21 protein-coding genes and 1 tRNA gene are annotated in these 17,434 nt (G+C 61.9%); 7 read left to right on the forward strand and 15 right to left on the reverse strand.

Going from position 1 to position 17,434, the window contains the following annotated elements:
- Window positions 1-23: 23 nt before the first annotated feature.
- Both BLR35_RS04185 and BLR35_RS21080 read right to left on the reverse strand, forming a co-directional pair.
- A complete protein-coding gene (locus tag BLR35_RS04185) occupies window positions 24-1,661 on the reverse strand; it encodes a potassium channel family protein (RefSeq protein WP_090377798.1) in 1,638 nt (545 codons plus the stop codon).
- 140 nt (window positions 1,662-1,801) lie between these two features.
- Window positions 1,802-1,924, reverse strand: a complete 123-nt coding sequence (locus BLR35_RS21080; protein ID WP_280139349.1) for a hypothetical protein — start codon at window positions 1,922-1,924, stop codon at window positions 1,802-1,804.
- 261 nt (window positions 1,925-2,185) lie between these two features.
- On the opposite strand from BLR35_RS21080, the gene BLR35_RS04195 reads away from it, so the two are divergent.
- Together BLR35_RS04195 and BLR35_RS04200 are read left to right on the forward strand one after the other, a co-directional pair.
- On the forward strand, window positions 2,186-2,500 hold the full coding sequence (locus BLR35_RS04195) for a DUF5798 family protein (RefSeq protein WP_090377804.1): 315 nt from the start codon (window positions 2,186-2,188) through the stop codon (window positions 2,498-2,500).
- A gap of 140 nt (window positions 2,501-2,640) precedes the next feature.
- Window positions 2,641-3,621, forward strand: coding sequence for a PLP-dependent cysteine synthase family protein (locus tag BLR35_RS04200; RefSeq protein ID WP_090377807.1), 981 nt, complete (start codon window positions 2,641-2,643; stop codon window positions 3,619-3,621).
- Window positions 3,622-3,627: 6 nt separating this feature from the next.
- Here BLR35_RS04200 and BLR35_RS04205 read toward each other — a convergent pair whose 3' ends face one another.
- The 4 genes from BLR35_RS04205 to BLR35_RS04220 all read right to left on the reverse strand — a co-directional run bounded on the left by BLR35_RS04205 (window position 3,628) and on the right by BLR35_RS04220 (window position 5,695).
- Window positions 3,628-3,828, reverse strand: a complete 201-nt coding sequence (locus tag BLR35_RS04205; protein ID WP_090377809.1) for a hypothetical protein — start codon at window positions 3,826-3,828, stop codon at window positions 3,628-3,630.
- A 147-nt stretch (window positions 3,829-3,975) separates the two neighbouring features.
- A complete protein-coding gene (locus BLR35_RS04210; RefSeq protein ID WP_090377812.1) occupies window positions 3,976-4,386 on the reverse strand; it encodes a CoA-binding protein in 411 nt (136 codons plus the stop codon).
- A 199-nt stretch (window positions 4,387-4,585) separates the two neighbouring features.
- Window positions 4,586-5,437, reverse strand: coding sequence for a geranylgeranylglycerol-phosphate geranylgeranyltransferase (locus BLR35_RS04215; RefSeq protein ID WP_090377815.1), 852 nt, complete (start codon window positions 5,435-5,437; stop codon window positions 4,586-4,588).
- A 75-nt stretch (window positions 5,438-5,512) separates the two neighbouring features.
- The gene (locus tag BLR35_RS04220; protein WP_090377818.1) at window positions 5,513-5,695 is read right to left on the reverse strand and encodes a DUF7511 domain-containing protein; all 183 of its coding nucleotides are present in this window, start codon (window positions 5,693-5,695) and stop codon (window positions 5,513-5,515) included.
- A gap of 160 nt (window positions 5,696-5,855) precedes the next feature.
- Between BLR35_RS04220 and BLR35_RS04225 the strand changes: the two genes are divergently transcribed.
- Together BLR35_RS04225 and BLR35_RS04230 are read left to right on the forward strand one after the other, a co-directional pair.
- Window positions 5,856-5,930 (forward strand) — tRNA-Arg (locus BLR35_RS04225).
- A gap of 176 nt (window positions 5,931-6,106) precedes the next feature.
- Window positions 6,107-7,942, forward strand: a complete 1,836-nt coding sequence (locus BLR35_RS04230) for a S9 family peptidase (RefSeq protein WP_090377821.1) — start codon at window positions 6,107-6,109, stop codon at window positions 7,940-7,942.
- A 171-nt stretch (window positions 7,943-8,113) separates the two neighbouring features.
- Here the strand turns inward: BLR35_RS04230 and BLR35_RS04235 are convergent, their stop codons facing one another.
- The 3 genes from BLR35_RS04235 to BLR35_RS04245 all read right to left on the reverse strand — a co-directional run bounded on the left by BLR35_RS04235 (window position 8,114) and on the right by BLR35_RS04245 (window position 10,360).
- Complete coding sequence (locus tag BLR35_RS04235) at window positions 8,114-8,569, reverse strand: type IV pilin domain-containing protein (protein WP_090377824.1); 456 nt, start codon at window positions 8,567-8,569, stop codon at window positions 8,114-8,116.
- Between the two features lie 491 nt (window positions 8,570-9,060).
- Window positions 9,061-9,549 (reverse strand): universal stress protein, encoded by a 489-nt coding sequence (locus BLR35_RS04240; protein ID WP_090377827.1) that lies wholly within the window; start codon window positions 9,547-9,549, stop codon window positions 9,061-9,063.
- A gap of 52 nt (window positions 9,550-9,601) precedes the next feature.
- The gene (locus BLR35_RS04245) at window positions 9,602-10,360 is read right to left on the reverse strand and encodes a sugar phosphate isomerase/epimerase family protein (RefSeq protein WP_090377831.1); all 759 of its coding nucleotides are present in this window, start codon (window positions 10,358-10,360) and stop codon (window positions 9,602-9,604) included.
- Between the two features lie 112 nt (window positions 10,361-10,472).
- On the opposite strand from BLR35_RS04245, the gene BLR35_RS04250 reads away from it, so the two are divergent.
- The 3 genes from BLR35_RS04250 to BLR35_RS04260 all read left to right on the forward strand — a co-directional run bounded on the left by BLR35_RS04250 (window position 10,473) and on the right by BLR35_RS04260 (window position 12,298).
- Entirely contained in the window at window positions 10,473-10,916 is a 444-nt protein-coding gene (locus BLR35_RS04250; protein WP_090377835.1) for a pyridoxamine 5'-phosphate oxidase family protein, read from the forward strand.
- Between the two features lie 65 nt (window positions 10,917-10,981).
- Entirely contained in the window at window positions 10,982-11,425 is a 444-nt protein-coding gene (locus tag BLR35_RS04255; RefSeq protein ID WP_090377838.1) for a CBS domain-containing protein, read from the forward strand.
- Between the two features lie 237 nt (window positions 11,426-11,662).
- Window positions 11,663-12,298 (forward strand): vitamin K epoxide reductase family protein, encoded by a 636-nt coding sequence (locus tag BLR35_RS04260; RefSeq protein WP_090377841.1) that lies wholly within the window; start codon window positions 11,663-11,665, stop codon window positions 12,296-12,298.
- A gap of 35 nt (window positions 12,299-12,333) precedes the next feature.
- Here BLR35_RS04260 and BLR35_RS04265 read toward each other — a convergent pair whose 3' ends face one another.
- From BLR35_RS04265 to BLR35_RS04290, 6 genes are all read right to left on the reverse strand, one after another.
- A complete protein-coding gene (locus BLR35_RS04265; RefSeq protein WP_090377844.1) occupies window positions 12,334-13,104 on the reverse strand; it encodes a methyltransferase domain-containing protein in 771 nt (256 codons plus the stop codon).
- Window positions 13,104-13,652 carry an OsmC family protein gene (locus BLR35_RS04270; protein ID WP_090377847.1) on the reverse strand — a complete coding sequence of 183 codons (549 nt, stop codon included), beginning with the start codon at window positions 13,650-13,652 and terminating at the stop codon, window positions 13,104-13,106. The genes BLR35_RS04265 and BLR35_RS04270 overlap by 1 nt, the downstream gene beginning before the upstream one ends.
- Before the next feature lie 290 nt (window positions 13,653-13,942).
- The gene (locus BLR35_RS04275) at window positions 13,943-15,199 is read right to left on the reverse strand and encodes an RNA-guided endonuclease InsQ/TnpB family protein (protein WP_090377850.1); all 1,257 of its coding nucleotides are present in this window, start codon (window positions 15,197-15,199) and stop codon (window positions 13,943-13,945) included.
- Between the two features lie 251 nt (window positions 15,200-15,450).
- Window positions 15,451-16,485, reverse strand: coding sequence for an NAD(P)/FAD-dependent oxidoreductase (locus BLR35_RS04280; RefSeq protein ID WP_090377853.1), 1,035 nt, complete (start codon window positions 16,483-16,485; stop codon window positions 15,451-15,453).
- Window positions 16,482-16,835 carry a thioredoxin gene (gene trxA, locus BLR35_RS04285; protein WP_090377856.1) on the reverse strand — a complete coding sequence of 118 codons (354 nt, stop codon included), beginning with the start codon at window positions 16,833-16,835 and terminating at the stop codon, window positions 16,482-16,484. The genes BLR35_RS04280 and trxA overlap by 4 nt, the downstream gene beginning before the upstream one ends.
- 119 nt (window positions 16,836-16,954) lie before the next feature.
- Window positions 16,955-17,302 carry a hypothetical protein gene (locus tag BLR35_RS04290; RefSeq protein WP_090377859.1) on the reverse strand — a complete coding sequence of 116 codons (348 nt, stop codon included), beginning with the start codon at window positions 17,300-17,302 and terminating at the stop codon, window positions 16,955-16,957.
- Window positions 17,303-17,434 lie beyond the last annotated feature (132 nt).

The following is a 17,434-nucleotide window of genomic DNA, read 5'->3' on the forward strand; positions in this document are numbered from 1 at the left end:
GAGTGACTGTTCGGCGGAACACGTCATTCGTCCGTGTACGCGTCCCGGAACCGGGAGAGTTGCTGGTCCGTTCCGGCGACGACGAGCCTGTCGTCGCCAGTAAGCTCTACGCCGTCGACCCCTGATCGGAGTTCGCCGTCGCGTACGAGACCGACGACTGCACAGCCCGTCTCCTGGCGGATCTGCCCCGTAGACACCTCCGTCTCGACGAGGGCTGGCACCGAAACCGTACTGAGCCGGAGCTGGTTACCGAGTGGCATCACCTCGTAATCGAACGTCCGAAGCGTGATCAGCCGCCCCGCGACGTTCGGCAACGCGAGGACGTAGTCGGCACCCGCCGCCCGTAGCGCAGGGACGTTTGCTGCGGTGTTCGCACCGACGATGACCTCGAGCGACGGTTCGAGTTCTGTCGCCGTCAGCACAGTCCGGATCGCGTCCTCGTCGCGCTCGAGCGCGACGACGAGCGTCTCCGCGTCCTCGATCCCGGCCTCGCGGAGCGTCTCCTCGTCGGTCGCGTCGCCGACGACGTCGATCGCCGATCCCTGTTCGCGGTCGATCACCGTCGTCTCGATCCCCGCACGTTCGAGACTCCCGGCGGTGACCGATCCGACGAGCCCACGCCCGGCCACGACGACGGGACCACCGGCTACGCGGTATCGTCGACCCGACGAGGCCAACGACTCTGTGGTAGACTCGAGTTCGGACGGCGTTCCGGCCACGAGTAGCGCCGTGTTCTCGTCGATCCGCACCTGTTCGGGGAGTCTGGTGACGAAGTCGCCGCGAATCCACGCGCCGAGAACGGTGACACCGGCCTCCTCGATTCGACTGGCGGCAGCGACGGGTTCTCCGAAGAGTTCTATACCCGGTTCGGCGTGATATTCACGAATCTCCAGATCGGTACCGAGTTCGATCTCGTCGCCGAGGTCGGGTGTGACGACGTTTCGAACGCGGTCCCCGAGTGCCTTTCCGAGCCGCTGTTTCGGCAACATAACCTCGTCGACGCCCGCGTACCGGAAGTACCGTGCCTGCGAGATATCGTCGACGAGGACGAAGACGCTCGCGTCGGGATCTCGATCCTCGATCGCGAGGACCGTCTTGACGAGGTCGCGTTCGGTCGAATCGACGACCACCGACAGCGCGTCGCCGAGTTGGCTCGCGTCGAGCGCGTCGGCCGACGCCGGATCGCCGTACAGAACGTCGAAGCCGTCCCGATGGAGTTCCTGTGCACGATCCCGGTCGTCCTCGAGGATCACGTACGGCGTCCCACTGGCCTCGAGTTCGTCGACGAGCGTGTCACAGAGGGCCGTGTATCCGACGATGATGACGTGGTCCTCGAGGCCGTCTATCTCCGTCGGCGGCGTCGGCTCGACGAGGGTCTCGAGCCACGGGACGACGAACTGTGGGATCGCGACGAGCACGTAGGCGATCCCGGTCACCTGGATCAACAACACGAGTGCGGTCATCTCGAGGGTCTCCCAGGGTGCATCCTGTCCGTATCCCGTGGTCGTCATCGACTGAACGACGACCTCGAGCGACTGGTACCACGTCCGCGACTCGCCTTCGTAGGCCGCCATTCCCCACTGGTAGACGAACGAGTAGAGGCCGATCAGGAACAGCAACGAGCCGACGTAGACTACGAGTCGTTTCGGCAGCGCTACCACGATTACTCACCGGACGAACCGGCGATCCCGGCCCGTCCGCTCGATCGTCGCGTCTCGATCATGGTGACGACGTCATCGCCGTCCCCTATCGTCTTTTCCGGTGTCTCAGAAAACCGAAGTGATAGTACAGGCCGAGCGGGTCACTCAGCTACGGGTTCTACGCCCTCGAGAACCCCGTCACACGCCGCGACGAGGTCGGTCTCCTCGACGTCGCGGTTTCGCCCTCGGCTTCGGCGGCGACGTTCGAGACGCCGTCGTCCCACGCTGGATCGACCCCTTCGTCTCGAATTCCGGCCTGTCGACCGTGAGGGCGAACTCAGCCTCTCTCAGACAGTTCGTAGTCGCTATCGCCGGTGTCGAAGAGACGGGACGACATCTCGAGGCCTTGCATCCCGGTCCTCGGGGTGTACGCTCGCACACCTTGGCTGATCCCCTTGCGTCCAGCGGGTGTAGTGTGATCGAATATCGCTCCAGTCGCGCGAAAGAGGAAAAGGCCCATTATCGCGCCGACACATCGAACGCATATGGGACTTACCAGCACTGCAAAGAAACTGCAGGGACTCTCGGACCGCGCCGAAGCGATGTACAAACAGGTACAGAAACTCCAGGAGCGGATTATCGGCCTGGAAGAGGAGATGGACGACACCCACGACACCGTCAAGCGACTCGACCACCAGATCTCCGAACAGCGCGAACTGCTGATCGCAATCGCCGACGAACAGGGACTCGACGGCGAACAGATCCTCGCGGACGCCGCGATCGACGAGGCCGAACTCGAGGATGACGGTGACGACGAGGCTGCTGAAGAGTCAGTCGACGAAGCCGAAACCGAAGCGTAAGCCCCGTTCGGTACAACGCCGTTGTCCTACGTTCGACGGATTCTCGAGTGCGTTTCCGTCGATCTTGCCGGCGAAAACCGACCCTCCGCGACTGATCGTAAAGGTAAGACCTAACAACAGTGGCAACATTTGCCAGCACAATGACGACCCACGAACGACCGATGGAGTCGGTACTCGAGACGATCGGTCAGACCCCGCTCGTTCGCATCCAGGACGGGGCCGAGGACGTCCGGATCTACGCGAAACTCGAGTCGTTCAACCCGGGAGCGAGCGTGAAAGACCGGATCGGCCGGTACATGCTCGAGCGGATGCTAGAGCGCGGCGACATCCCTGCGGGCGGGACGGTAATCGAACCGACCGCGGGAAACACGGGGATCGGGCTCGCGATTGCCGCCCAGCAACTCGGACTGGACGCCATCTTCGTCGTCCCAGAGCGGTTCAGCCAGGAGAAACAACAGCTAATGGCCGCGCTGGGTGCAGAGGTCATCAACACGCCGACCGAGGACGGGATGGACGGTGCGATCGCTCGCGCACACGAACTGGCCGACGAACTCGACGATGCCGTCGTCCCCCAGCAGTTCGCGAATCCGCTGAACACTGAAGCCCACTACGCGACCACCGGCCCCGAAATCTACGAGGCCCTGAACGGCGAGGTGGGTGCAGTCGTCGCCGGCTGTGGGACGGCAGGGACGCTCATGGGAATCGCCCGCTACGGGCTCGAGCAGGACGACGAGACGTACGTCGCCGCCGTCGAACCCGAAGGCTCGCTGTACGGTGAGGTCGTCGGCGAGGATCGCGAGGAAGGCGAGTACAAGATCGAAGGCATCGGCACCCACGACCCCAGCACGAACGAGCTGTTCGACCCCGAACTGGTCGACGGCGTCTATCCCGTCGCCGACGAGGACGCACACGACGAACTCGTCCGACTCGCACGCGAGGAAGGCCATCTGGTCGCCTCGAGCGCCGGCGCAGCGAGCGTCGCGGCGAAACGCGTCGCCCGGAAAATAGCGGATGGCGAGATAGAGACGCCACACGACACCGTCGTGACGGTGTTCCCGGACTCGAGCGAGCGGTACCTCTCGAAGGGGATCTATCGGTCGTTCGAGGAGTGGAGTTCCTGATCGGTTTCAACTCGTCACCGAGTTCGAAGACTGCCGGAGCGTCGTCGCATCGACGACGTCCAGGTCCTCGTCGCGTTCGACTTCCCAGACCCGAAGCACGAGGTGTGCTTTGCAGTGATGTTCCACCATCTCCATCCCCGTAACCCGGTTCCGCAGGACGAGCTGGCAGGTCCCGTCGTTCGAACAGCTCCCGAACCGGTCACACATGAGTACTGGTACCGAGTACTCCGCTGGCAAATAAGTCTCTGTCGGTGAGCAGGCCGCTCGCCGTAATAGCGGCCGAAATCCCGTCGTATTCGGGGCTGGTATTCGTCGGTGGCGATTTCGGGCCGGAATCGCCCTCGAGACGCCCGTTCATGTGATCAGTCGCCGGTGGTCGACTTTCATACAACGGCCTTGCACTACCGTTCGACCGTCGTCTCTCGCACGCCTGGCCGCCTCGTCGTCGCGGATACCCTGCTGGGTCCAGACGACGTCGACGTCGTCGCGCTCGAGCGCCTCGTCGACGATCTGACTGACCTCCTCGCTCGGCCGGAAAATACAGACGACGTCGATCTCGGCGTCGATGTCGGCGAGCGAATCGAACGCTTCTCGTCCGAAAATCTCGTCGGCGAACGGGTTGACCGGAATCACGTCGTACCCCCGATCGCGAAGATAGGCAGGGACGTCGTGAGCCGCTTTCCCCGGCGTACTCGAGCAGCCGACCACGGCGATCGTCTCGTACTCGAGTGCTTCTCTGATCTCGTCGTCGGACTCGACGGTCATACCCCTCGATATTCGATTCTCGCGTAAACACCTGTCGTCGGTTCAGTCGATCCTGTCTACAGAAACGTTGGAACCACTACGAAAGCCCCTGGCTCCGGGAAGACGGACGACGGTGAGGCGAACGTCGGAAGACGAGCAAAGCAAGGGTCTTGGCAAATCCTATGGCTAATTTAGAGACCGTGATTCAGTAGTTCGTACGTCAGAACAAGCCGAACTCCATCGACGCGCGTCCCACGACGAACGCGAGCGCCGCGAGGAACATCCCGTACTTCAGCCAGGACTGGCCCGCGGTCGGGTCGTCGAAGCTCCGGACGGCCGCAGCGAGCATGACCAGGTCCGCCGGGACGACCAGCACCAGATAGACAGCGCCGAAGTACTCGAGAAGGTAGGGAAGTGGACTCGCGAGCACACCGACCACGAGCAACGCGGCGGCGATCCACAGCGCCCGTCGCTCGCCGATCGCGATCGGCAGTGTGTTCAGTCCCTCCTCGCGGTCGCCCTCGAGATCCTCGACGTCCTTGACGATCTCTCGAGTCAAGGTCGCGAGCGCCGCGAGCAAGAAGAGCACGACCGCCGGACCCACCTCGCCGACCGCCGCGGCACCGAACAGGAACGTACTCCCGACGAGGTACGCGACCAGCGCGTTCCCGAGCCCGGGGAGTCCCTTGAAGAACTCGGTGTAGGCGACCAGCGCGACGAGGTTGATCCCCGCAATCGCGATCGCCAGCCACGGTAGCGTCACCGCAAGCGCGACCGCTAGCACGAACAGGACGATGCTAAAGGCCAGTGCACCCCGAGGACTCACCGCACCGCGTGGAATCGCCCTGTCGGGCTGGTTGATTCGGTCGATCTCCCGATCGAAGTAGTCGTTGATCGCGTTCCCGGCACCCACCGCCAGCCCGGTCGCGCCCACCGCCGCTGCCACCGCGAACGGCTGCTCTGCGATCCCGCCAGCGACGAACGCCCCAATGAACGTCAGCACACTCGCCGCAATCACGTTTACCGGCCGCGTCAACTCTAGTAGCCCGCGGATCGTCTCCCCCGCTGTCATGCACGGGAGTGATCAGGCAGGCAGGTTAAACGGTACGATCCACCGACGAGTTCGGGAACCGAGAAACGAGGTTGGTTAGCGCCACTCCTCGAGGTCACAGAGCAGCTCACAGTCGACCGAGATCCACTTCGTCACCCGATCGTCCCCCGTCGCATCGACCGGAACGGCCGTCCAGACCTCCTCGTCGTCCGTGAGCAACTCGAGCGGTGCGTCCGCGGTCTGGCCGTCGTCCGGCTGGGGAAGCTCGTTCACCGTCATGGTATACTTAGTCGTATGCATCCCTTCAAAAAGCCCCCAGCGGTAATTTTCAACGACCGGGAATCGAGGGAATCGGTGGCCGCTCGAGGGGTGTGGAAGACTGTCGAAACGGGTGAAAATCGAGGCACTTATACGGAACCCGCGGTTACAGATGCGGTGAGGGCGCTTAGCTCAGTCTGGACAGAGTACTTGGCTTCGGACCAAGCTGTCGCGGGTTCAAATCCTGCAGCGCCCATGCTTTTTCGACTCGGTTAGAATCCAACGCCCAGTAACCAGGCCTGTCCATCGTTCGGTCTCGAAGAAATACTATTCCTTCCCGAGCCAGCAGTCGAACAGTTCACAGCACACCCTCGAGCAACCACACATTCCGCGACCCATAGCTTCAAACCGATCCAGTCCGGGTACCCGACCGTGACACGGGAGATCCGACACTACCTGAGTGCGCGCAGCACGAAAGGACCGACGCTCGCACCGGATGGTCGGCTGGCGTTTCTCGGGGATACGACCGGAACGATGCAGGTCTGGACCCTCGAGAAACCCCGAGAGTGGCCGACCCAGCGGACGTTCTACGACGATCGCGTCTCGTTCGTCTCGTGGTCGCCCGCTGGAGACGAGATCGTCTTCGGGAAGGACGCTGGAGCCGACGAACACGACCAGCTGTTCCGGCTCGAGCCCGACGATGGAACGATCGAACAGCTCACTGATCGCCCGGACGCGATCCACGCGTGGGGTGGCTGGAGCCCCGGGGGTGATCGAATCGCGTTCGCTGCCAATCGCCGGGACTCGTCGAATTTCGACGTGTACGTGATAGACGTCTCCGACCAGCCCTCGTCCGAAACCGAACGCGACCCGACGCTCGTCTGCGAGGGCGACGGCCGACTCCAGGTGAGCAACTGGGGTCCGGACGGCGAGCGACTGCTGGTCACGAAGGCCCACGCCAGTTCCGACGACGACCTCCACGTGGTCGACGTGGAAACCGGCGAACGCCGACACGTCACGCCACACGAGGGCCACGTCCGCTACCGCGATCCGACGTTCGGGCCGAACGGCGACGCGATCTACTGTGTGAGCGACGCGAACGCCGACACTCTGGAACTCGTGCGGATCGATCTGGACAGCCTCGAGGTCGAGACGGTCGTCGATGGTGGCGAGTGGAGCATCGACGGGTTTGCGCTCGAGGCCGAAAGCGGTCGGCTTGCGTTCACGCGCAACGTCGACGGCTACTCCGAACTCCACGTCGGCCGGCTGGCGTCTCCGACAGAGGCCGACACGGTCGAGGCCGAGGTTCCAGAAGGCGTCGTTTCCGACCTGACGATCGGTTCTGAAGGCGAGCGAGCGGCGATGACGGTCTCTGCGACCGATCTGAACTACTCGATCTACACGGTGGATCTCGAGGGCGTCGGTGAGGACACAGCCCCAGAAGTAGAACGCTGGACGTGTCCCTCGTCGGGCGGCGTCCCGCTCGAGGAGTACCACGACCCCGATCTGGTCCGGTACGAGACGTTCGACGGGAGGGAGATTCCTGCGTTCTTCACCCTTCCGGACGACTACGAGGAAGGAGAGACGCCGGTGATCGTGGACATCCACGGTGGACCGCACTCGCAGCGTCGACCCTCGTGGCGTAACCGTCCAGTCCGGCAGTACTTCCTGGACGCCGGCTACGCCATCTTCGAGCCGAACGTCCGCGGGTCGTCGGGCTATGGCCGCGAGTACGCTGCCCTCGACGACGTCGAGAAGCGAATGGACTCGGTTCGCGACGTCGCGGCGGGCGTCGAGTGGCTCCGCGACCGACCCGAGCTAGACGCCGATTCGATCGTCTGCTACGGCCGGTCCTACGGCGGGTTCATGGTGCTCGCCTGCATCACCGAGTACCCCGACCTGTGGGCGGCCGCCGTCGACTTCGTCGGCATCGCCGACTGGATCACGTTCCTCGAGAACACCGGCGACTACCGCCGCTCCCACCGCGAGGCCGAGTACGGCTCGCTCGAGGAGGATCGGGAGTTCCTCGAGTCGATCAGCCCCATCCACGACGTCGACCGGATCGAGTGCCCGCTGTTCGTCCAGCACGGCGCGAACGACCCGCGCGTTCCTGTGGGCGAGGCACGACAGATCGCCGACGCCGTCGAGGAGCAGGGCGTCCCCGTTGAGACCTGTATCTTCGAGGACGAAGGCCATCACACGACCAAACTCGAGAATCGGGTTGAACAGTTCGAGCGGATCGCTGATTTCCTCGAGGAGTACGTGTAGGGTGCGTCTCGAGACGTTCGACAGATCGTGCTCGGACAACCGTCTTCGACTCGAGTCATAAATAATCGACAAAAGAGAGATATCGTCCCCGAAGACCGATTCTCGAGTTCGATCCCAATGTACGGTAGTCGTATCCCAAAGACGGCTTCAGGGAGTCGGTTTCGTTACTGATTAGGTTTCGGTCTCAAAGCTATTGATCGATGCTGTGGCGCTGACCTGATCGTCGACTGGTTCGCTATCGTTTGTAGGTTCATCGCCCAGATACGCTATAACCGTATAGCTGTCCCCTCCAGTAACTGTAGCTGACATACCCGTTGAGGTCAGGACTCCATTGCCGTCGATATTACTCGAATTATTCTCAAACGTGCCATCGCTAGTATCTACGATCGCAACACCGTCAGCGTTACCCAGCGACGTCACGGATACTTCAACTTCGCTCTTGTCGGCGTCGTCGATGTTCACGCCCGCCTGTGGGTCCTGCTGAATGTCGTCGCCGATTCCGAGTACGAACGTCGCGATCACGGCCGCGAGAATGACTGTAATCGCGACCATGAGAATAACGCCAATAACTGGCGAAACGGCACGTTCGTCCTCGCTTCCGAACTGTTGAGTTAGTGTGTCGAACATACGTATTTATGCACTCCCGAACGGTCGGAAATATTATTGCCGAGGCTGCGTATACTGCTATACGCGCAGGGGTGGAGCTGTCCTACACGACCACCCGGCGCATCTTCCCGCCGTCCGTTTTGGTGCTGACTTAGCCTGTGGAGTGGCTGCATATATAATTAACTCATACTTCAACGAGTTAAATGAAATGAGGATCGGACTCGGTTTCAAACCTGATAACCAGGGAGTCCCAGAAGCATTACAGGACAGCCTTGAAGCAACGCCCTCGTGCGATTTGTGGTTCCTTCGGACCTGTAAATCCGCTAACCACTGCTATCAGAATAGCCGACCGCAATCACCGCGAACAGTTAGATGGTTGTTACGATCTTTCCTTGCAGAGCGGTTTCGAATCGCTGGTTCAGTTCAATTGGCTGACTGCTCGAGGACTGCCGAACCAACGTGTCGGACTGAGTCGAGGACAGGGTGCTCCGGTTACGGGACACCCACGACGGTTACTGACTCCGGTCGTAGAACTCCGTGTGTGGTTGGATGGTGTCTACTTTTGGTGGGGAGACGTGTCGAACGACGAAGACGTCGTATGATCGCTCGGCGGCGACGTGAACGCCGACACTCGTCAGCGGCGTCACGACGCGGCCGACGTTGTCGCTGCCGAGGAAAACGACGCTGGGGTCGTGCTCGAGTGCCAGGCGTTCGACGTGGTCGGCGATCCGGTCCTCCGGTGGGAACTCCCTGATGCGTTCGTATTCGAAGGTCGCGTCGGAAGCGAGCGCCTCGACCTGCTCCCGGAGACAGTCGACGACGGCGTCGACGTCGTAGGGTTCGTCCTCGTCGATCCAGCCCTTTTCGCGTGCGTATCTGGTTCGTTCGGGAACGACCGTTACGGCTGCCACGTCCTCCTCGAGTGCGCGACCGTATTCGACAGCCCTGACGAGCGCGGCTTCCGCGAGGTCCGATCCGTCGAAGGGAACGACGAACGTCATAGCCGGCGCTACCACGTCACGAGCATTAATCCGGTGGGGATGTCAGAACCGATTACGAACTGTCTTCGGTCTCGAGTGCAGCCCTCGCTCGCTCACCGGTGTCGCACAACAGTTCGAGGTCGTCCGTGAAGACCTCGATTGCGACGGTGCCGTCGAATCCTGCGAGGTGGTCGGTAACGATGTCGTAGTCGATCTCGCCGGCTCCGATCGGAATGTGGGTGTCGCCGCGGCTGCGGGCGTCGTGGACGTGGAGGTGGGAGACGAGGTCGCCGTAGCCCGAGAGGAACCGGTCGACGCCGTCGTTGCCGTCTTCCATGTAGGCGTGGCCGACGTCGAAACAGACTGCAGTGTCGGTTTCCGCCGCGAGATCCCCGAGCACCGAGAGCGGGAGCCCTCGTTTCTGGTGACCGACGTTCTCGACGACGAGTTCGACGTCCTCCGTCTCGGCTGCCGCGTCGATCGCCTCGAGCTGGTCCGCGAAAATCGGCCGGAGGTCAGTGTCGTGGGGGTTGCGAGCGGTGCCGTGGAGAACGGCCTTTCGCGCGTCGACGGAGCCTGCCCACTCGAGCAGTCGCGTCAGGTACGACAGGATAGCGTCGTTGATCTCGGGAACGGACGTCGCGACGACCTGTTTGAACGGCAGGTGGACACAGAGGTCGGCGCCCGCGTCGTCGAGGACGGTCTCGAGGCGCTCCCGGTCGATTGCGTCGGTGTCGGTTCCCTCGCCGACCGACAGCTCCGCGAAGTCGAAGCCGTCGATAGTCCGTTCCGTCCGGTCGATCGAATCGCCCACGGTGAGCCCGAGCTCCATACGTATTCTCGGATCGGTGATGGCATAGGTGTTGTCCGGCGCTACAGGAGGCGACACAGCGTCGTGTCGTGGCGGCTGTGCTTTTTTAATCTCGGCGTGGTAGCGAATTCGGATGAAGGGACTTCGATGGGTCAATTTGACCGAACCGGAGCGAAACGAGTTCCTGGGAAAAGGTGGAACCGGGGTGCTGACGTTTGGAACCGGAGCCGACGAGTCGCCGACTGCGTTTCCGGTCTCGTACGGATACGCTGCCGAAGGCGGAACCTTCTATTTTCGGCTCTCCTTCCCTCCGGGAACCAGCAAGGAAGACGTTATCGACAACCCGGTGACGCTCGTCGTCTACGGCGAAACCGACGAAGGCTGGCGAAGCGTCGTCGCGAGAGGCCCGCTCGAGCCACTCTCTGACCTGCCGGAGGACTCGATCACAGTCCAGCAGATGTGGGCAGTCAAAATCCCGACCGTCGACATCTTCGACCGGCCACGGGACGAGATTCCGTTTCAGGACTTTTGCCTGGATCCGGAGACTGTCACGGGTCGAAAGAGCGTTCCCGACTGAGCCACGGTCGAACCCCGCCAGCAGTCGCTACAAGAGTTAACCCATCACGGTCCCAACAGGTCCGTATGTGTGCCCGCGTCACGGACGTCATGACCGAGGACGTCGTCACCTGCGAGCGTGAGACGGCTCTCGAGGCGGCGGCGAAACGAATGGTCGCCGAGGAGGTCGGTAGCGTCGTCGTTACGACCGACGGTACGCCGTACGGGATCGTCACCGAGACGGACGTCGTCTACGCTAGCTACCGGGCCGATCGACCGATTTCGGAGATTCCGACACAGAAGGTTACGAGCCATCCGTTGGAAACCGTCGAACCGACGGCCCCCGTGCGGTTGGCCGCCGAACGGATGCGCGAGGAGCGAATCAAGAAACTCGTCGTGCTCGAGGATCTGACCCTGCGCGGTATCGTGACGACCTGGGATCTCGTGGAACACTACGGCGAGTTGACGCGAAACGTCAAGGCGATCCGTCAGCGTCGACAGCGACGCGCCGGCGAGTGGACGGATTTTTGACGTCTCACGGGACGGAACTACAGCCGAGAAACTCGATCCCGGTACCAGATGGCTTTGCATTTGACGGACAATAACAACCCATTTTTCATCGGTCAGGGCTCGAGGGTGGAAGTAGCGATCGTCGTGAGACGGTTTTGTGGCCTGGGTTCAGTCCGCTGAGGGACATCCATCGCCGTTTCCACGGTATTGGAAATAGAGCACAATATATTAATAGCTGCTCTTCGTACTACGACGTGTATGTCAACGCAAACTCGATCCATCCAATCTTTCGACTCCGAGTGGGAGTACGCCTCGAGCGTCTCGTTCCTGTTCGGGGCGTTCGCGGCAGTAGCGATCGTCGGCTGGCTGGCCAGTACGCTGCTGACCGCGATTCACGTGTTCGCCATTCCTGCAATACCGGCGGACGCACCAGTGCAGGGCAGTATGGAGGTCATCACGAGCCAGTGGGCCTACGTCTTCGGCGTTCCGCTCGCGACGTTCGGGGCGTTCTACTATCTGACCACGCTCGGGCTCACGCTCTGGTGGTTCGACACGCGCCACCCGCTGATCGTCAAGATCCTCACGCCGATCACGGCGTCGGGCGTCGTCTTCTCGGCGTTTTTCGTCTGGCTCCAGCTCGTCCCGATCGGCGCGATTTGCCCGTTCTGTATGATGTCCGCAGCCGCGACCGTGATCCTGTTCGGGCTCGAGCTAGCGATCCTCCGACAGAGTAACGCGCCGCCGCTCTCCGAGATGGTCGGCGACTTCGGCCGTCTGCTCGGCCAGACCAACGTCGCCGTCGTCGTCGTCCCGATGCTGATCGGCCTGGTGAGCGTCGGCGGGATGTTCCTGATCCCGCTGCTGCCGCTCCCGGACCCGGTTCCGTTCGCGTAAGCGGTTTCGGTCTCTTTTCGACGCGGACGAATTCCTCACTCCTTCCGAGCGACGAGCGAGATGCTCTTCACGCCGTACCGCTGGCACGCACCCTGTGCTCGTTCCGAGGTGAACTCGTACTGTGGGTTGTCCCTCGAGGCCGTCATCTCGAACCCTGGTAGCTCGAGCAGCGACGCGTAGTCGTCGATCTGTTCGGCGCCGCCGATACACGCCGCCCACAGGTCTGCGTTCTCCTTGATGCTCGCGGGCATCCGCGACTCGCTGATGATGTCCGAAACTGCGAGCCGTCCGCCGGGCCTGAGTACGCGATGGATCTCCTCGAAGACGCGGTCTTTCTCCGCCGAGAGGTTGATCACGCCGTTGGAGACGACGACGTCGAACGACTCGTCCGCGAAGGGGAGTCGCTCGACGTATCCCTGTTCGAAACGGACGTTCTCGAGTCCAGCATCGTCCCGCAACGCTCGAGCCTTCGCCAGTTGTTCGTCGGTCATGTCGAGTCCGATCACGCTCCCGCTATCGCCGACGTGCATCGCGGCGACGAAGGCGTCCATCCCGGAGCCGCTGCCGAGATCGAGCAGGTCCTCACCCACCTGGAGATCGGCGAGATCGAAGTGGTATCCCACTCCTGCGAACGAGTCGACGGCGGCTTCGGGAATCTCGTCGAGTTCGTCGGGTGGATACCCCAGCCGTTCCGCCAGCGGACGCCCCATCTCGAAGTGAAACTCCTCGTCGGGCGTCCGGGCGACGTCGCTGTAGACGGCTTTGACCTCCTGCTCGAGTTTCCGGGTGTCGAGCGAGTGGGACATTAGCTCACCTCGAGGTCGGTCTCGAGCGTGACGCCGTTCGCGACGTTGTCTACCAGTGGCGAGGTGCGTTCCACCCGCTCCTGAAGTTCTGCGACCGCTTCCTCCGTGGCGTCCGTGTCGACGTGGACGGTACACGTCACGGTGTCGTAGCCCGGACGAACCTCCTCCGAGATTCCGAGGAACCCCCGGAGGTCTACGTCGCCTTCCAGTTCGAACCGAAGCTCCTCGAGTTCGATGTCCATGGCCGCGGCGTTCGCTGCGTAGCCGACGGTCAGACACGAACCGATCGCGGCGAGGAGCAGTTCCACCGCGTTCGGTGCCGTTCGTTCGCCGAGGATCTGTTCCGGTTCGTCGCCGCCGATTTCGAACGTCTCGGTGTGAATCCGTTCGCCGCCCTGGTCGAAGTCGTCGATTCTGGTTACGCCCCTGAGTGCTCCGTCCCACTCGGTCTCCGCTCGGAACGTGAACCGGCCGACGTCGGGTTCTTCGGTGATCGCCTCGACCGCCTGGCCGAGTGCTGTTACGTCTACGCCATTTGTTACTGACATCTTCTCTCGTCTCCTTCTGGGTGCTGTTCGGACGTACAATGAACTGTCCGGGCTGTGCAGCTGTCGTCTCCGACGGACGGGCAATGCGCCCAGTATTCAGTTACGACTCCGTATACGATGTGGGTATGTTGTGGTAGTCGACCACCTCGTGACCGCGTTGCAGACGGTGACCGACGGTCACGTGGTGACAGAGGCGCGGTAAACCACGAAAATACGGTTCTCCGATGGATTCCATCACAAATTGACATCCTCCTCCGCCTGAAGGCGGAGGAATCCCAAGCGTTGGGATATTAGGGTTTGCAGTCTCCCCGTTCTCTCGGTGTGAACCGTCCGCTCTCGCGGTCGAACAGGAAGACTCCAGGCTGTGCCAACCAGCCGTTACTCATATCCCCGGTCGGGGGACTCTGAGTTATCTTTCGCCGGATGTTCACCGCACCGTTTACGTCTGCATTCATCGTCGTTTCGCACGACTCACAGACGTACAGACCACGCTCCACGCGGTTGCTGTCTCGAATCTGCCCGCAACACGAACACGTTTTGCTCGTATTCTCCTCGTCTACGCGGTCAACGAGGATCCCGTGTTCCTCAGCCTTGTATTCGAGCAGGTTCGTGAAGCGGTCGAACTCCCATCCGTGGAGTTGCTTGTTCCCCGACGCACCCCAGTTCCGCGAGTCGCCGTTCTCGTCTTCGCGGATGTCGCTGAGGTCGCCAACTGCTATCTTCTCCACGCCTTCTTCGACACACCGTTGTACGATGTGTTTCGAGAGGGTGTGGAGGAAATGGTCTTTGCGCCGAGAGAGTTTCCTGCGGGCTTTCCGCGCACGCTTTGACGGTCCGTTCTCCCCTTCGGTCTGGTACTCGTCGCGGGTGAAGTAGTGCTTGTCCTCTTTCAGTACGTTCCCCGGATACAACTCCGAAGAGCCGTCTTCGTAGTCAATAGCGAGGTAGTTGCTGATACCGAGGTCGATACCCGCCGTGTTGTCACCGGGAGTATCCTCGACTGGAATCTCTTTCTTGCAGACGAGGTGCAGTTCCCACTCGTCGCCGTTCCAGACGGCACGCACTTGCTGGATGTTCTCCACTTCTACGTCGGGCCGAGTTTCGTACTCGGCGAGGATGAAGTCTGACCGTCCGTCTTTCAGATTCCAGCCTTTCGAGAGGCGAAGCTGGCCGTGCTTGTCGTCATGTTTGATGCCTTTCTGTTTCCACGTCACAGTGGAGCGTGGGTGTCGGTCGCCATGTTTCCGATAGCCGGGTGGGTTATTGCCGTCGTCGGAGTTGTACCAGCCGGTGAACGCCTCAGCAAGTTCTTCGAGAACTCGCTGGCTTGACTGAGAATGCAGGTCACTGTAGCGTTCGTGGTCTTTCAACTCCGATTTGAGTTCGGCTTCGTCAGGGATTTCGCCGTTTTCGTCCCACCGTTCTTGGATGTAGTAGCGTCCGACATTCCACAGTTTGGATGCTGCGAACCCGCACTGGTCGAGGTCGTCACGAACCTGACTATGGTTCGTGATGCGTGCGACGTAGGTGCGGGTCGTCTCCAGCATCGGACTGTGTTCATAACCAGTTATGAAATAGAAGATATTAAAGTATGTGTTTGACGTGAAATATCCGGGTCTGTCGGAGTCGGTGGAATGGGGCACTGAGTGACGGCGCGTATCCACGGCCTGAAGGCCGTGGTATTGCGCCTGTTCAGCCTATAAGGGCGTTCTGCCAGTTCGATCGACGGTAAACGGCGGTGATGTACCAAAAAGACAGGCTGCCGAATTTCGTCGTCCCCGACGTCCGCACTCGAGTCCTAGTCGCTCGCTTCCGCGAGCAACTCCTGCGTTCCTTCGTCGACCTGCTTCTCGAGCCACTCCTCGGCGTCGAGTGCGGCCATACTCCCCGTGCCGGCAGAGGTGATCGCCTGCCGGTAGTCGGGGTCCATCACGTCGCCTGCGCCGAAGACGCCCGCGACGGACGTCTCGGTCGTCATGCCCTCGAGCGTCTCGAGGTGGCCGCTGTCGGCCAGTTCGACGGGCGTTCCCTCGAGGAAGTCGGTGTTCGGGACGTGACCGACGCCGTAGAAGATGCCGCCGACGTCGACTCGTTCACGCTCGACGTCCTCGCCGTCGTCTAGTTTCTTCTTCGGAAGGCCGTCGGGATGCGAGATCAGCGTCGCGCCGGTGACGCCGGTCTCCTGACTGCCGTGAATCTCGAGCAGTTCGGTGTTCCACTGGAACTCGACGTCGTCGTGTTCGAGCGCGCGGTTGGCCATCACCTCCGAGGCTCGTAGCTCGTCGCGGCGGTGGACGACGGTGACGCTGTCGGCGAACTTCGTGAGGAAGAGTGCTTCCTCCATCGCGGAGTCGCCGCCACCGATCACGAGCACGTCGTCGCCACGGTGGAAGGCACCGTCACAGGTCGCACACGTCGAGAGGCCGTAGCCCATCAGTTCGTCCTCGTTCTCGGCGCCGACCCAGCGGGCGCTGGCGCCGGTCGCGACGATCAGTGCCCGCGTTCGGAGGACGTCTCCGTTCGCGAGTTCGAGTTCGAACGGCCGACCATCGAGCGTCGCGTCCTCGATAGTTCCGTGGGTGAACTCGGCGCCGAACGACTCGGCTTGCTCTTTCCCGCGCTGGATCAGTTCCATCCCGCCGACGCCCTCGTGGAAGCCGAGGAAGTTCTCGACGTCGGTCGTCAGCGTGAGCTGGCCGCCGGGTTCGGGGCCCTCGAGCACGAGCGGCTCGAGGTCGGCTCGTGCGGCATAGACCGCCGCCGAGAGGCCGGCGACGCCGGATCCAGCGATCACTACGTCTCGAATCTCGGTCACGTCTTTCGCCTCGTTCATTCGGTGTACTCGCTGATCAGGTTCCGCAGTCGTTCTTCGGGCAGTACGCCGACGTGCTGTTCGACCTGTTCCCCGTCGGCGAACAGCAGGATCGTCGGAACGCCACGGACGCCGTACTCTCCTGCCAGTAGCTGGTGTTCGTCGACATCGACCTTCGCGATCGTAGCTTCGGTCTCGTCGGCCAGCGTCTCGAGAACGGGCTCGAGCATCTGGCAGGGGCCACACCAGTCGGCGTAGAAGTCCACGAGCACGACGTCGTGTTCGGCGACGACGTCGTCGAGGTGGTCTTCGCCGTCGACGTGGAGGGGTTCGTTCCGCGAACTCGATCCGCTGTGTGCATCAGTTGCCATCACGCTACAGTAGGAGCCGAGAGTGTTTAAGAGTTTTGTACTCATTGCACAATACAAACACATGGTCTGCTGGAGCGAGTTACCGGTGCCGTCCGCGAGAAAGACGTGATAGAACGCGCTCACTCCTCGTCGACATCCGCAATCGCGACCGGGTCCGGGTACGACTCGAGGTCCCGCACCTCGATCGTCGTCCGTCCGTCGTCCGACTCGCGGTAGTGATGAAGCTGAATCCACTCCCTGTGGCGATTGTACCGGACCGCCACTCGCTCCGTGATCTCCCCGACGTCGGCGTCGATCCGGATCGAGATCGTCTCGTAGGCCCTGATCTCGTAATCGCCGTCCGCATAGCCCGTCACTTCGAGCGTCGTCCGTTCGGGTTCGAGTTCCTCGGCGGCGTGCTCGAGGATGCGATCGGCGAGGTCGTCGAGAACCTCGAGCGAGGGAATGTCGGCGTCGCTGATCGTCATCGCTCGAGTGTGACAAGAAGCGATGGTGGTCCGCTCCGGACAGCGACGGGTTCGAGCACGGTTTTCGCGAGAGCGATCGGGTCGGTCACGCCGTCAGGCTACCACCGCACTCGAGTTAACCGTTCGCCACGA

Origin of the sequence: Natronobacterium texcoconense, from assembly GCF_900104065.1 — an archaeon.
Taxonomy (GTDB): Archaea; Halobacteriota; Halobacteria; order Halobacteriales; family Natrialbaceae; genus Natronobacterium; species Natronobacterium texcoconense.

Bases quoted from the DNA above. Each gene is read 5' to 3' on its own strand.
- BLR35_RS04205 (WP_090377809.1), bottom strand. From the start codon at position 3,828: ATGTGTGACCGGTTCGGGAGCTGTTCGAACGACGGGACCTGCCAGCTC.
- BLR35_RS04275 (WP_090377850.1), bottom strand. From the start codon at position 15,199: ATGCTGGAGACGACCCGCACCTACGTCGCACGCATCACGAACCATAGT.
- BLR35_RS04265 (WP_090377844.1), bottom strand. From the start codon at position 13,104: ATGTCCCACTCGCTCGACACCCGGAAACTCGAGCAGGAGGTCAAAGCC.
- BLR35_RS04270 (WP_090377847.1), bottom strand. From the start codon at position 13,652: ATGTCAGTAACAAATGGCGTAGACGTAACAGCACTCGGCCAGGCGGTC.
- BLR35_RS04215 (WP_090377815.1), bottom strand. From the start codon at position 5,437: ATGACAGCGGGGGAGACGATCCGCGGGCTACTAGAGTTGACGCGGCCG.
- BLR35_RS04280 (WP_090377853.1), bottom strand. From the start codon at position 16,485: ATGAACGAGGCGAAAGACGTGACCGAGATTCGAGACGTAGTGATCGCT.
- BLR35_RS04250 (WP_090377835.1), top strand. From the start codon at position 10,473: ATGAAGGGACTTCGATGGGTCAATTTGACCGAACCGGAGCGAAACGAG.
- BLR35_RS04235 (WP_090377824.1), bottom strand. From the start codon at position 8,569: ATGTTCGACACACTAACTCAACAGTTCGGAAGCGAGGACGAACGTGCC.
- BLR35_RS04255 (WP_090377838.1), top strand. From the start codon at position 10,982: ATGTGTGCCCGCGTCACGGACGTCATGACCGAGGACGTCGTCACCTGC.
- BLR35_RS04260 (WP_090377841.1), top strand. From the start codon at position 11,663: ATGTCAACGCAAACTCGATCCATCCAATCTTTCGACTCCGAGTGGGAG.
- BLR35_RS04290 (WP_090377859.1), bottom strand. From the start codon at position 17,302: ATGACGATCAGCGACGCCGACATTCCCTCGCTCGAGGTTCTCGACGAC.
- BLR35_RS04195 (WP_090377804.1), top strand. From the start codon at position 2,186: ATGGGACTTACCAGCACTGCAAAGAAACTGCAGGGACTCTCGGACCGC.
- BLR35_RS04220 (WP_090377818.1), bottom strand. From the start codon at position 5,695: ATGACGGTGAACGAGCTTCCCCAGCCGGACGACGGCCAGACCGCGGAC.
- BLR35_RS04200 (WP_090377807.1), top strand. From the start codon at position 2,641: ATGACGACCCACGAACGACCGATGGAGTCGGTACTCGAGACGATCGGT.
- BLR35_RS04210 (WP_090377812.1), bottom strand. From the start codon at position 4,386: ATGACCGTCGAGTCCGACGACGAGATCAGAGAAGCACTCGAGTACGAG.
- BLR35_RS04240 (WP_090377827.1), bottom strand. From the start codon at position 9,549: ATGACGTTCGTCGTTCCCTTCGACGGATCGGACCTCGCGGAAGCCGCG.
- trxA (WP_090377856.1), bottom strand. From the start codon at position 16,835: ATGGCAACTGATGCACACAGCGGATCGAGTTCGCGGAACGAACCCCTC.
- BLR35_RS04245 (WP_090377831.1), bottom strand. From the start codon at position 10,360: ATGGAGCTCGGGCTCACCGTGGGCGATTCGATCGACCGGACGGAACGG.